General features: G+C 48.3%; 10 protein-coding genes. 6 read left to right on the top strand and 4 right to left on the bottom strand.

Annotation, left to right across the window (positions count from 1 at the left end; genetic code table 11):
• From aroC to HMPREF0673_RS02760, 3 genes are all read right to left on the bottom strand, one after another.
• A partial coding sequence (gene aroC, locus HMPREF0673_RS02770; RefSeq protein WP_007897612.1) for a chorismate synthase occupies nucleotides 1-510 on the bottom strand: 510 nt, incomplete at its 3' end.
• A gap of 49 nt (nucleotides 511-559) precedes the next feature.
• Nucleotides 560-1,195 (bottom strand): FKBP-type peptidyl-prolyl cis-trans isomerase, encoded by a 636-nt coding sequence (locus HMPREF0673_RS02765; protein WP_007897611.1) that lies wholly within the window; start codon nucleotides 1,193-1,195, stop codon nucleotides 560-562.
• Between the two features lie 113 nt (nucleotides 1,196-1,308).
• Nucleotides 1,309-2,346, bottom strand: a complete 1,038-nt coding sequence (locus HMPREF0673_RS02760; RefSeq protein WP_007897610.1) for an alcohol dehydrogenase — start codon at nucleotides 2,344-2,346, stop codon at nucleotides 1,309-1,311.
• A gap of 145 nt (nucleotides 2,347-2,491) precedes the next feature.
• Here HMPREF0673_RS02760 and HMPREF0673_RS02755 point away from each other — a divergent pair, with 145 nt between their 5' ends.
• The 5 genes from HMPREF0673_RS02755 to HMPREF0673_RS02735 all read left to right on the top strand — a co-directional run bounded on the left by HMPREF0673_RS02755 (nucleotide 2,492) and on the right by HMPREF0673_RS02735 (nucleotide 7,390).
• Nucleotides 2,492-2,941, top strand: a complete 450-nt coding sequence (locus tag HMPREF0673_RS02755) for an NfeD family protein (protein WP_022430955.1) — start codon at nucleotides 2,492-2,494, stop codon at nucleotides 2,939-2,941.
• 74 nt (nucleotides 2,942-3,015) lie between these two features.
• Nucleotides 3,016-3,978 carry an SPFH domain-containing protein gene (locus tag HMPREF0673_RS02750; protein ID WP_007897608.1) on the top strand — a complete coding sequence of 321 codons (963 nt, stop codon included), beginning with the start codon at nucleotides 3,016-3,018 and terminating at the stop codon, nucleotides 3,976-3,978.
• A 26-nt stretch (nucleotides 3,979-4,004) separates the two neighbouring features.
• A complete protein-coding gene (locus HMPREF0673_RS02745; protein ID WP_040596261.1) occupies nucleotides 4,005-5,111 on the top strand; it encodes a UDP-N-acetyl glucosamine 2-epimerase in 1,107 nt (368 codons plus the stop codon).
• Between the two features lie 141 nt (nucleotides 5,112-5,252).
• Nucleotides 5,253-5,960 carry an SIMPL domain-containing protein gene (locus tag HMPREF0673_RS02740; protein ID WP_007897601.1) on the top strand — a complete coding sequence of 236 codons (708 nt, stop codon included), beginning with the start codon at nucleotides 5,253-5,255 and terminating at the stop codon, nucleotides 5,958-5,960.
• Nucleotides 5,961-6,025: 65 nt separating this feature from the next.
• Nucleotides 6,026-7,390: an MATE family efflux transporter gene (locus HMPREF0673_RS02735; protein ID WP_050804937.1), complete on the top strand. Its 1,365-nt coding sequence runs from the start codon at nucleotides 6,026-6,028 to the stop codon at nucleotides 7,388-7,390.
• 39 nt (nucleotides 7,391-7,429) lie between these two features.
• Here the strand turns inward: HMPREF0673_RS02735 and HMPREF0673_RS02730 are convergent, their stop codons facing one another.
• Entirely contained in the window at nucleotides 7,430-9,262 is a 1,833-nt protein-coding gene (locus tag HMPREF0673_RS02730; RefSeq protein ID WP_007897596.1) for an SLC13 family permease, read from the bottom strand.
• Nucleotides 9,263-10,118: 856 nt separating this feature from the next.
• On the opposite strand from HMPREF0673_RS02730, the gene HMPREF0673_RS02725 reads away from it, so the two are divergent.
• The gene (locus HMPREF0673_RS02725; protein WP_040596257.1) at nucleotides 10,119-12,446 is read left to right on the top strand and encodes a TonB-dependent receptor domain-containing protein; all 2,328 of its coding nucleotides are present in this window, start codon (nucleotides 10,119-10,121) and stop codon (nucleotides 12,444-12,446) included.
• The last annotated feature ends 48 nt before the right edge of the window (nucleotides 12,447-12,494 follow it).

Genomic DNA, 12,494 nt, shown 5'->3' with positions numbered 1-12,494 from the left:
GTACTTAGTGTAGTCGCGGTCGAGGATGATATTACCGACCTGTGATGTGTAGGCAGTGATGCTTACGCCCATTTGTCGTAATGCGAGTTTGGCGAGTGCTCCTCCCACACAACGACTTATGGTGATGCGTGCCGACGAACGTCCGCCACCACGATAGTCGCGTATGCCGTATTTGCAGGTGTACGTGAAGTCGGCGTGTGATGGCCGGAAGATACTACGCAAGTCGTCGTAGTCGGCAGAATGTTGGTTTGTGTTGCGCACAATAAATCCTATGGGGCAGCCCGTTGACTTCCCTTCGAACACCCCACTGAGCAGTTCCACTTGGTCTTGCTCGTTGCGTTGTGTCGTTATATGGCTTTGACCAGGGCGACGACGGCGGAGCTCATTTTGTATGAACTCCATGTCGATCAGAATGCCTGCCGGCATTCCGTCGACCACGCCACCGATAGCTTCGCCATGACTCTCACCGAATGTGGTGAGAGTGAATAGTGTTCCGAATGTATTGTGCATATTTGCTTTTTAGTTTGTTCTTCAATCTGCATTAATCTGCAGGAACGTTTTAGTGGTGGTGTCCGCAGCAACCTCCCTTATGCTCGTGATGTCCGCAGCATCCGTCTTCGTGGTCATGATGTCCGCATCCACCCTCATGGTGTCCGCATCCACCATCGCAACCACCGCAGTCGCCTCCGCAACCGCCACCGTTCATGTGGCTGAGCATAGTTTTAATCTCATCCTTTGTTGCCTCGCGGTTTTCGATGATATAGCCCTTGAAGTTAAGTTTCTTGCCTGCGAGTGGGTGGTTGAGGTCTACCTTAACAGCAGCATCACCAATTTCGAGAACTGTGCCGATGAAGAAGTTGCCGTCCTCGTTCTTCAGAGGAATTTGTGCTCCTTTGAATATATTCTTGCTGTCGAATTGTCCGTCGACAATGAACATCTCCTTGTTGAGTTCGATGACGCGTGAGGGCTCATACTCGCCGAATGCCTTCTCCTTCTCGAGTTCAAAATCGAATTTCTCACCAAGTTTCAAGTTTTCAAGATGCTCTTCAAGAGCATCGAGAGCTGCATCGAAGCCAGTGATGAATACGAAAGGCTGTTCCCTTGTGGTTTCCTCTACGAGTTTGCGCTCTCCGTTGTCGCTGATTGTGAAGAGCTGATACTGTGCTGCGATGAGCTTGTTTGTCTTATTTTCCATTATTTTGTTTGTTATATTTATTTCGTAATATGTGTGATGTAAGTGCAAAGTTAGTGCAAATTAAGCGCATTGCAAAATAAAGTCTGCTTTTTGTTGCAATGGAGTCAGTGGCGTTATTCGTTGTAGATAGCCACTTTGATAACACCATCCTCCCTGTTTTCGAACAGCTGATAAGCCTCTTCTATTCTGCTGAGCGGGAAGCGGTGTGTTATGAGTGGTGTGGTGTCAATCTTTCCTTGTTCGATGAGTTGCAGCACCTCCTCACAGTCGCAGCCGTCTACACCGCCAGTCTTGAACGTGAGGTTCTTGCCGTACATGTTTGGCAGGGGCAAAGTCTGTGCCTCGTCGTATAGGGCTACGATTGTTACGATAGCATTGGGACGTGCACACTGCCAAGCCAGCTGGAACGTGTCCTTGCCTCCGGCTACCTCCAACACTCTGTCGGCACCGCCGTGGTCGCTGTTGGCTTTTACGAAGTTGTCGCACTCCTTTGGTGTTGTAATCAGAACATCCGGGTAGTGCGCTCTAATGAAGTTGCGACGTTCTTCCGACTGTTCGCAGACGATGATGCGCTTCGGTTGTTTGAGCATTACACTGAGCAGTGTGCAGATGCCCGTAGGACCTGCTCCGATGATGAGCACAGTATCCTCTTCGGTTATCTCGCTGATGCGTGCAGCCCAATAACCAGTAGCAAGCACGTCGCCCACGAACAGGGCCTGCTCGTCTGTAACGCTGTCGGGTATGCGGTTCAGTCCTTGCTCTGCCAATGGTACACGTACATACTCGGTTTGTCCGCCGTCAATGCGACAACCTAAAGCCCATCCTCCGTGCGGCGAAGTGCAGTTGTTCACGTATCCGTGCTTACAGTAGAAGCACTCGCCGCAGAATGTTTCGACGTTTACCGTCACGCGATCGCCAACTTTGAAGCCTTTCACGTCGGTTCCGAGTTGCTCTACGACGCCCACCATCTCGTGGCCTACGGTGATGCCAGGCACTGCTCTTGGTACGCTTCCGTGCTTGATGTGCAAGTCGCTTGAGCAGATGCTTCCTAATGTGACGTGTACGATGGCATCTGTAGGTTCGATAATTGCAGGCTTTTGTTTGTCAACTAAGGCAAACTCACCTTTCTTTATATATGTATATGCTTTCATTATGTTTGTATGTTATACGTGCAAAGGTACAAATAATATAATAAAGGTGGGTGCTTTTTTCACTATATGCAATAAAAAACGCAGAAATCTCTTTAGTGTTTCGCCGTTTTTGTGTAATTTTACCAAAAATAAAAAACAAAAGCTTATGATTGATTATCTTGCACAAAATCTTTGGACTCTTTGGGCAGTACTTGCAATGGTGTGTCTTGTCTTGGAATTGTCATCAGGCGATTTCTATATCACCTGTTTTGGTATTGGTGCGGTGTGTGCGCTTGTCGCCTCCTTGTTCGCTCTGCCGTTTTGGGCACAGGTGGTAATATTTGCCGTATTCTCCGTGTTGTCTATATATTGCATCCGGCCACATCTTGTACATATGCTTGATGCCAAGGGCGGTCAGCGCAAGAGCAATGCCGATGCCATCATCGGTAGAGTGGGCAAGGTGACGGAGACCATTAAGGCTGGCGATTACGGCCGTATGAAGCTCGATGGCGACGATTGGAAGGCGGAGTCTGACGAGACGGAGGATCTGCCGGTGGGTACGAAGGTGCGCATCATTGGTAGAGAGAGCATCATTGTGAAAGTTGAAAAAGCGTAAGCTGAGTATTTAAATGTTAGCAATAAACAACTAAATATAAACGACTAAATATTAACAACTAAAAATCAAACACTATGGAGTTTATGACAATCTTTCTTATTGCACTTGTAGTGCTTGCTGTTGTCTTTGTAAAGATGGCAGTCGTCATCATCCCTCAAAGCGAGACAAAAATCATCGAACGTCTTGGTAAGTATTATGCAACGCTTAGTCCGGGCGTAAACATTATCATACCTTTCATTGACCGTGCAAAGACCATCGTTGTCAGTGTGCGTGGACGCTATGGCTATTCAACCACTATCGACCTTCGTGAGCAGGTGTACGACTTTGATAAGCAGAACGTAATCACGAAGGACAACATCCAGATGCAGATTAATGCGCTGCTTTATTTTCAGATAGTTGATCCGTTCAAGGCTGTCTACGAAATTGACAACCTTCCGAACGCTATTGAGAAGCTCACACAGACAACGCTGCGTAACATCATCGGCGAGTTGGAGCTCGACCAGACCCTTACCTCTCGCGATACCATCAATACTAAGCTTCGCGCCGTTCTCGATGATGCTACCGACAAGTGGGGTATCAAGGTGAACCGCGTAGAGTTGCAGGATATCATTCCGCCGTCAAGCGTGCTTCAGGCAATGGAGAAGCAGATGCAGGCAGAGCGCAACAAGCGTGCGGCAATCCTTACATCAGAAGGCGAGAAGCAGTCGCAGATCCTGCAGTCGGAGGGCGAGAAGGCTTCTATCGTCAATCGTGCTGAGGCTGCTAAGCAACAGGAAATCTTGCGTGCAGAAGGCGAGGCGCAGGCCCGCATCCGCAAGGCAGAGGCTGAAGCAATCGCTATAGAGAAGATTACGGAGGCTGTGGGCAAGAGTACCAACCCTGCCAACTATCTGCTCGCTCAGAAGTACATCCAGATGATGGAGGAACTTGCCCAGGGCGACAAGACAAAGACTGTATTCCTGCCGTTTGAGGCTACGAACATGTTGGGCAGCCTTGGTGGAATAAAGGAATTGTTTAAGGAAACTGGAGATAAGTAAAAGAATTTAAGAAAACATAAATGAACATGAACATTTGTATCTTTGTTGGCGCACGTCCCAACTTCATAAAGATAGCCCCAATCGTTCGCGCCGTTGTCAAAGCTAAGGCTGAGGGCAAAAGCGTAAGTCACAGTCTCGTGTATGCTGGTCGTGAGGACGACCCTACACTCGAACCGTCGCTCTTCGACGACCTTCAGATTGGTCGTCCTGACGTATGCTTAGGCGTGGAGTGTAAGAACCTCAACGAACTGACAGGTCAGGTGATGTCTGCCTTTGAGTGCTACCTTCAGGAGCATAAGACGGATGTGGTGATTGTTGTTGACGACCTCGCGTCTACAATGGCTGCTGCCATCGTTGCGAAGAAGCAGGGCATTCGTCTGGCGCATCTTGTGGCAGGCACACGCTCTTTCGACATCTCTATGCCGAAGGAGATAAATCGTCTCGTTATCGACGGACTTTCCGACTTGCTCTTCACGGCAGGCATCGGCGGCAACAGTGCTGCAACACGCGAGGGTGCCGAGTCGTCAAAGATATATATGGTTGGCAATATCCTCATGGACACGCTGCGCTTCAACCATCAGCGTTTCGCTCGTCCTGCAGTGATGGACAGTCTTGGTCTGACCGAGAAGAGATACATAGTGTTCACACTCAACCGCAAGGCTATCATCGGCAACGATGACGAACTGCGTGCGCTACTTGTGAGCATGATGTCGCACACGGGCGACATCCCCGTTGTTGCTCCGCTGCGCCAGTTGGCTGCTGATGCCGTGCAGCGCATCGTCAACGAGAACCCGCTGCTCTTCGAGAACCTGCACATCGTTGAGCCGCTCGACTACCTCCACTTCGGCTACCTCACATCCAATGCGCTTGGCGTAGTAACCGACTCCGGCAATGTGGCTGAAGAGGCTACGTTCAACACCGTGCCTTGCATCACGCTCAATAGCTACACCGAGCACATTGAGACCGTAAAGGTTGGTTCTAATGTGCTTGTAGGCGAAGACCCCGTGCTGCTTGGTGAGGAGATGGCACGCATGGTGGACGGCAAATGGAAACATTGTGGCATACCTGAGCGTTGGGATGGCCGCTCGGCAGAGCGTATCGTGCAGACACTTTTGGAGTGCGCAGCAAAGTAAAGACAATCCGCACCGACCGATGCAGACGTCTGCGTCGACCGATGCGGATGTCTGCGTCGACCGATGCGAGTGGTAGAAACTTAATATATGAGTCTTCTGTGTTTTGAAATAGTATCTTGTATAACCAAATAACCCCTGAATATGAACAGTTACAAATCTATCTGGTGCGCAGCACTCATTGCGCTTAGCATCGTTACCCTTGGTTTTAATATCAAGGGTGGTATTGACAATTTCGCCAACAAAGACCGCAAAGTGTCCGTAAAGGGATTGGCAGAAAAAGAGGTGGATGCCGACAAGGTGACATGGCCTATTGTGTCGAAAGAACTTGGCAACGATTTGCCAGAGCTCTATAAGCGACTGGGTGATACGCAGTCGAAGATAAAGCACTTCCTTACTGCCAATGGTGTGAAGCCTGAGGAGATAAGCGTAAATGCGCCGAGCGTCATCGACCTCAATGCCGACCAGTACAGCAACAATCAGCGCACATACCGCTACAATATCACATCGGTCATCACTGTCACATCACGCAACGTGAAGCTTGTACGCTCCATCATCGCTCGCCAGGGCGAACTGCTGAAAGAGGGCGTAGCCATCGTCGATGGAGGTTACGAAAACCAAGTGAAGTACGAGTACGTATCGTTCAAGGAGATGAAACCGAAAATGATGGAGGAGGCTATCGCCAATGCGGAGAAGACGGCTGCGCAGTTTGCGAAGAACTCAAAGAGCCAACTCAACAAGATTGTCTCAGCCGACCAAGGACAGTTCTCCATTGAAGACCGCGATCAGAGCACACCTTATATCAAGAAGGTTCGCGTTGTGACCACAATTGTTTATTCGTTGAAAGATTAGATTCTGTGCAGACTTTAATCTGCATATTTAATAATGTAAAAGTGTTGGAAAGCAAGGAAAAGGAAATAGGAACCACATCGCTATGGGGGCGAAAGTCGGGGGAGGGGCTTTACCGCTTCCTCACCCAAGCTCCTGTCTATCGTGTTATACTGACGATGGCGGTGCCTACGATAATCTCCATGCTTGTAACCTGCCTTTACAACATCGTCGACACCTACTTCGTCGGACAGATTGACACACAATCTACGGCGGCAGTAGGTGTCGTCTTTTCATTAATGTGCCTCATTCAGGCACTTGGAGCATTCTTCGGACAGGGCAGCGGCAGTTATATGTCGCGCGAGTTGGGTGCCAGACGGCGCGACAATGCTTCCGTCATGGCTGCCACCGGTCTCGTCTATGCTTTGCTTGTAGGCATAGTGGTCTGCGTCGGCGGACTCCTCTTGCTGCGCCCTCTGTCGCTGTGGCTTGGCAGCACTCCCACCATTCTTCCTTACACCGAACAATACATGGCTATCATCCTGCTTGGTGCTCCTTTTCAGATAGCCGCCTTCGCACTCAACAGTCAGTTGCGTATGCAGGGCAATGCACGCCACGCCATGTGGGGCATCATTGTCGGTGCGCTGCTGAACGTGGTGCTCGACCCCGTGCTTATCTTCGTTTGTTCGCTCGGACTGCGTGGTGCGGCACTTGCTACAGTTGTCGGACAGATTGTAAGCTTCCTTATATTATATATAATGTGTAGTCGTAGCTCAGCTTCTGCGGTGCGTCTGCAGTTGCATCGTTTCTCGCTGCGACTCCATTTGGTGAAGGAGATAGTGTATGGTGGTTCGCCGTCGTTGTCGCGCCAAGGGTTGGCAAGCATAGCAGTTGTGCTCTTGAACCTCGCGGCAGCCGACTATGGCGACGCTGCAATTGCGGCTATGTCCATAGTCAGTCGTGTCACGATGTTCGTTATGTGTGTCATTGTGGGGCTTGGTCAGGGCTTCCAACCGTTCTGTGGCTATTGCTACGGAGCGCAACTCTATAAGCGTATGCACCAAGGCTTTTGGTTCACGGTAGTGACAGGCACGGTCTTTCTTGTCATAGTGTCGGGCGTTGTGTTCTACTTCGCCGAGGCGACTGTACGCCTCTTCCGCGATGACCCCATCGTGATAGCCGTCGGTGTTACTACGCTGCGCTGGCAGTTGGCTGCTTATCCACTCAACGCCTTCATCATGACTGGTAACATGATGCTGCAGACCACTCGCCGCCCGTTCCGCGCCAATGTGCTTGCATCGGCGCGCAAGGGTCTGCTCTTCATTCCGTTCATACTCATCCTTCCGCATTTGTTTGGACTGATGGGTATCGCCATGTGCCAGGCTGTGTGCGATGTCGTTACGTTTCTAATAGCAATTCCGATTGTTCGCAGCGCGTTTAAAAGTAAAAAGTAGGAGGTACGGGCATCTTGCCCGTACCACGCACCCCCTACCTTAGAACGGGAAAATGAGTGGCAGCACACCAATCATCACCAGTCCCATTATTATCTGTAACGGCAATCCCACCTTTATGTAATCGATGAAACTATATCCGCCAGCCTGCATCACGAGGGCGTTAGGCGGTGTGGAGAATGGCGATGCGAAGCACATGCTTGCGCCGAGCGTAACGGCAAAGAGCATGGGGTAGGGACTCACGCCTATTGCCACTGCCGAAGTGAGTGCTATGGGCGACATGAGCACCGCTGTAGCGGTGTTGCTGATGAACATTGTGAGACATGATGTGGTGAAGTAAACACCGGCAAGCAGAGCGTACGGACTCGCCTCGCCGAGGTTGTCTGCAAGCAGGCGTGCCACCATGCTCGATGCTCCGGTCTTCTCCAACGCTACCGACATGGGTAGCATTGCCGCAATCAGCACTATACTCTCCCAGTTGATTGTTTTGTAGGCTGCTTCTACGCTACGCAAACATCCGGTGATGACCATAAGCAGTCCGGCTATCATTACCGCCGTTACGGGTGCTACGGGTATGAAGTCGAACACCATCATCGCTATCATCAGCAGCATGATAGCCGCTGCAAGCGGAGCTTTGTAGTCGAGCGTTACGTGAGCTGCCTCCTCCAGAGGCTGACCAATCACCACGATACCATCCGCCTCGTTAGCTATGCGTGCAATATTCTTCCAGCGACCCTGTATGAGGAGAGTGTCACCCTCGCGCAGTTTCAGGTCTGCAAGGTTCTCCGTGATGTAGTCGCCACCGCGCTGTACGCCTAACACATTCACGTTGTACATACGTCTTACGCCCGAGTCTTTTATCGACTTTCCGCATAGACGCGCCGAGTGCATCAGCACCACCTCCGCGATGCCGATGTCGTAGATGGTGAGGTTCTGTGATGAAGCAGCGGTCAGCTTCAAATCGGTAGCGAGACGTGTTGCTGTCTCCTTGTTACCGCTGAGATATATAATGTCGCCAGCAGTGAGCAGTGTGTCTGGACCAGCCAGTTTTTGTTCTACATCTTTCATGATGCGCGTGTGCGACTTCTTTATGCGTCTTACCTCGAGCACGGTAAGTCCATAGCGGTGGTGGATATTCAGTTCGGCGAGTGTCTTTCCGGCAGCCAATGAGTCGTTCGCAACGGTGAAGACAGAAAGGTTCTCAGCCAACTGATATTCTTCCATCAGTCTGCTCAGTGTTTTTCTTCTGCTCTTTTTGTCGCTCTCTTTCTTCTCGCCCTCCGAGAGGAAGCGCTTGCTCAGTGGCAGCAGTACTACGATGCCTACGATTATACAGGCGATGCCTACGGGCAGAAAACTGAAGAACTTTAGTGGCTCATAGCCTGCTTCGGTCAGTGCCTCTTGTATCACAAGGTTAGGCGGTGTACCGATAAGCGTGAGCATACCGCCCATGCTGCTTGCAAAGGCGAGAGGCATAAGCAGTCGGCTTGCTTTGATGCCGCCTTTTTGTGCCAAACTCACCACGATGGGCATCATCAGTGCCACTGTGCCCGTGTTGCTCACGAATGCTCCGATGAGAGCCGTTACAATCATCAGTAGGAGAAAGAGTCGCAACTCGTTGCCGTCAGCCAGAGTCATCAGTTTGCCACTTGCTTTCTTAGCCAGTCCGGTCTGCACGATGGCTCCTCCTACGACGAAGAGTCCGACCATCATAATGACTACGGGATTGGCGAAACCGGATAATGCTTCTTGAGGTGTTAGTATTCCGGTGAGGAGTAGTGCGACGAGTGCGCATAGCGCAACGAGATCAGAGCGTACTTTTCCCATGGCGAAGAATACTGCTGCTACGGCAAGGATTGCGATAGTTGTAATCATGCGATTTGTTGTGTTTGTTTTTTAGATGATGAATGAATTTGTTTTCTTAAAAAAGTTTATCCAAAGTTACAAAAAAGTATTGAAATAACCAATAAGTTGTATTATGTATTACGATTTGATTTAAATTATTTTGAAAAAGTAACAAAAAGTTCAAAAAATATTGCATTATTCAACAAAAAGTGTTATCTTCGCAATGTATTAGTACGGAGGGTGCAGCCTCTCGTCCCTCTGATTAGATTATTAAAGGCTGTTTAGAGGCATCAGCCAGAATAGGAGGTTTTATGAACAAGTTGTTGAAGAAATCTTATGATTTTGAGTCGTTTGAACTTGACAACGTTTATAACGAAGATGAGCGTTACCCACGTGATAACACCTCCATTTGGTACAATTAGTTAAGTTGTGCGAACATCCCTCTTTGGGGGATGCTGGTATAATAATGGAGAGTTAGTACATTACAATTTAAAAAAACAAATAGCAAAACCTTGACCTTTTTTTCGGGTCAAGGTTTCGCTATTATTATATAGCTTGGTTCTTGTTTGCCAAGCACTTATTATTCAACATAAACTTTTATAGAATATAGAATAGAAATAGGTGGATTCCAGAGCTTATAATATATTGAGCCCATTTGAAAAAGTCCAGATTATATTTGGTCTTTGTAACTTATAACAATCAATAGGACGTTTTCGTAAAATGACTTTTTCAAATGGGCTTATGCATGGATTTTTGTTTTCACATACACAAAAGTGTAGTTTTTTAGCCACCCATCTCTGAAATACACTTTTGTGTCAAAGGCTTTTTTCATTCAGATTATACTTTTGCAGCAGAAAAATAAATGAAGCAAGCAAAAAGTAGCAATATGAAGGAAAAGGTAATTTTTACTACAGCGTTGTGCCTCTCGACTATGACGCAGATGATGGCGCAGAATATCACAGGTAAGGTGATGAATACTAAGGGCGAGCCTTTGGCGTTTGCCAATGTAGTATTATTGAATAGAACAGACTCGGCTTTCGTCAAGGGCGCTGTGAGTGGAGAGGATGGCAGCTTTGTCATCGACTCTTCCTGCAACAGCGGAATCATCAAGGTGACATCCATAGGCTATAAGACCGTCTGCAAGGATTGCGAGGGCGAGAATGTGGGCATTATCAAGATGGAAGATGACAGTGAGACGCTTGGTGAAGTAGTTGTGAAGTCATCCCTGCCTAAGACTATCCTGAAGCATGGCGGAATGACAACAATCGTTGCCGGATCAGTACTTGAGAAGGCAGGAACAATGGAGCACCTGCTCGACCGCATACCTAAAGTGTCTGCCCAGAATGGCAGCATCAAGGTATTCGGACGCGGTGAGCCTGTTATCTATATCAATGGACGACAGATGAGAGACAAGAGCGAGCTGGACCGTTTGCAGTCCGATAATATCAAGTCGGTGGAAGTCATCACTAACCCTGGTGCCCGTTATGCAGCCAGCACCAGGGCGGTCATCCGTATCACAACGAAGAAGATACTGGGCGATGGCTTCGGTTTTGATGCCTCAACCACAGGTGAATATGATGAGAAGAAAAACTTCGGTGGATTTGCTCAATTGAATATGAACTATCGCAAGAATGGCTTGGATTTGGGCGCATACGCCTTTGGAGCAAAGCAGTACCAGCCAAACAATCAAGACTTACAGCAGAATACTTATCTTGACAAGACCTGGAACCAGAAGAGTAAAAACAGACAAGTAGGTATGGTAGAAGCGATGAACTTCCGCCTGGATGCCAGCTACCAGTTGGATGCCAACAATTCCATCGGTGCCAACTTTGGCTTTCTGAGAAATCCGAAACAGACCTGCGATGCCAATATGACTACTTCTATATGGCAAGACGACGAGCAGACGGAAACTTCTGACAGCCATGCTAATTTCTTCGAGCAGAAGAGCACCCTTTCAAGCAATGTTTACTATGTAGGAAAGATTGGCAAGCTCGGCATCGACTTCAATGCCGACTGGCTTTGGTCGAAGAATAACGAGGACGTTGTTACCAAAGAGCAATATCAGGAGGTTGGGATGGACGCGCAAAGCCAGACGGTTCATAGCCTTACTGACAAGAAATATCGTTTGTTGGCTTCCAAATTGGTGCTTTCCTACCCGTTGTTGGGTGGCGAATTGTCTTTGGGCGGTGAATATTCCAACACGCATCGCACATCCAAGTATCAGGTTGTGCCAACCAACTTCGTGTCGGATGATGACAGCCGTATTACAGAAAGCATGGCATCTTCATTCCTGGCATATTCAAGAGATTTCGGAAACGTGAGCATGGAGGCAGGACTGAGATACGAGTACATCGACTTCAACTACTATGAATATGGCAAGTATGTGCCTGGGCAAAGCAAGTCGTATGGCAATTGGTTCCCATCCATCAGCTTGTCGATGCCTGTAGGCAAGGTACAGATGCAGTTGAGCTATGCTACCGATATCGACCGCCCTTCCTATCATTACTTGCGCAGCGGCATACAGTATGACAACCGCTACACGTATGAAACGGGAAATCCATTCTTAGTGTCTGAGATAAGCAAAAATCTCAACTACGAGTTGGCTTACAAGTGGTTGACTTTCGACATGACCTACAGCCATACTTCGCATACGATGATGTCGAATGTGGAAACTTACAAAGACAATCCTGCAATAGGACTGCTTAAGCCTGTGAATGGAAAGGCATATAATCATGTAGATGCTTCCATCAACTTACGCCCTTCGTTTGGCATTTGGTATCCTTCATTTACGGCATCTTTGGTAAAACAGTGGCTTGATATGGATGCACATGATGGCAAAATATCCAACAAACCTATGGCAGTATTCCGCTTTAATAACACCTTCAACACCAAGTTGGCAATGTTAACGTGGATGATGTCGTATACCACAAAAGGATATGGAAGAAATATATATTCGTATAAGCCCAGATTTTGTACAAATGTATCTGTATATAAGGCTTTCTTGAAGGATCGTTTGTCGTTCCAGCTCTTTGTCTATGATTTGTTTGGAACAGACGACATCCACATGAGTGCGCATTATGGCAAAATGAAGGAGCTGATTAGTGATATACAGTCAACCAGCAAAGTGTCGCTTACTGTACGGTATAAGTTCAACACTACAAGAAGCAAATATAAGGGTACGGGTGCAGGAAAAAGCCAGAAGAACAGAATGTAATATGTCTATCTACGGCATCCAATAATGGTGTAACGACAATAAATCTCT

This window comes from Leyella stercorea DSM 18206 (assembly GCF_000235885.1).
GTDB lineage: Bacteria > Bacteroidota > Bacteroidia > Bacteroidales > Bacteroidaceae > Prevotella > Prevotella stercorea.
Note: the sequence above shows the minus strand (reverse complement) of the source record. Positions and strands in the feature narration are given on the sequence as shown.

What these genes read in the sequence shown, in the direction of transcription:
- HMPREF0673_RS02765 (WP_007897611.1), bottom strand. Translation starts at nt 1,195, where the DNA reads ATGGAAAATAAGACAAACAAGCTCATCGCAGCACAGTATCAGCTCTTC.
- HMPREF0673_RS02760 (WP_007897610.1), bottom strand. Translation starts at nt 2,346, where the DNA reads ATGAAAGCATATACATATATAAAGAAAGGTGAGTTTGCCTTAGTTGAC.
- HMPREF0673_RS02755 (WP_022430955.1), top strand. Translation starts at nt 2,492, where the DNA reads ATGATTGATTATCTTGCACAAAATCTTTGGACTCTTTGGGCAGTACTT.
- HMPREF0673_RS02750 (WP_007897608.1), top strand. Translation starts at nt 3,016, where the DNA reads ATGGAGTTTATGACAATCTTTCTTATTGCACTTGTAGTGCTTGCTGTT.
- HMPREF0673_RS02745 (WP_040596261.1), top strand. Translation starts at nt 4,005, where the DNA reads ATGAACATTTGTATCTTTGTTGGCGCACGTCCCAACTTCATAAAGATA.
- HMPREF0673_RS02740 (WP_007897601.1), top strand. Translation starts at nt 5,253, where the DNA reads ATGAACAGTTACAAATCTATCTGGTGCGCAGCACTCATTGCGCTTAGC.
- HMPREF0673_RS02730 (WP_007897596.1), bottom strand. Translation starts at nt 9,262, where the DNA reads ATGATTACAACTATCGCAATCCTTGCCGTAGCAGCAGTATTCTTCGCC.
- HMPREF0673_RS02725 (WP_040596257.1), top strand. Translation starts at nt 10,119, where the DNA reads ATGAAGGAAAAGGTAATTTTTACTACAGCGTTGTGCCTCTCGACTATG.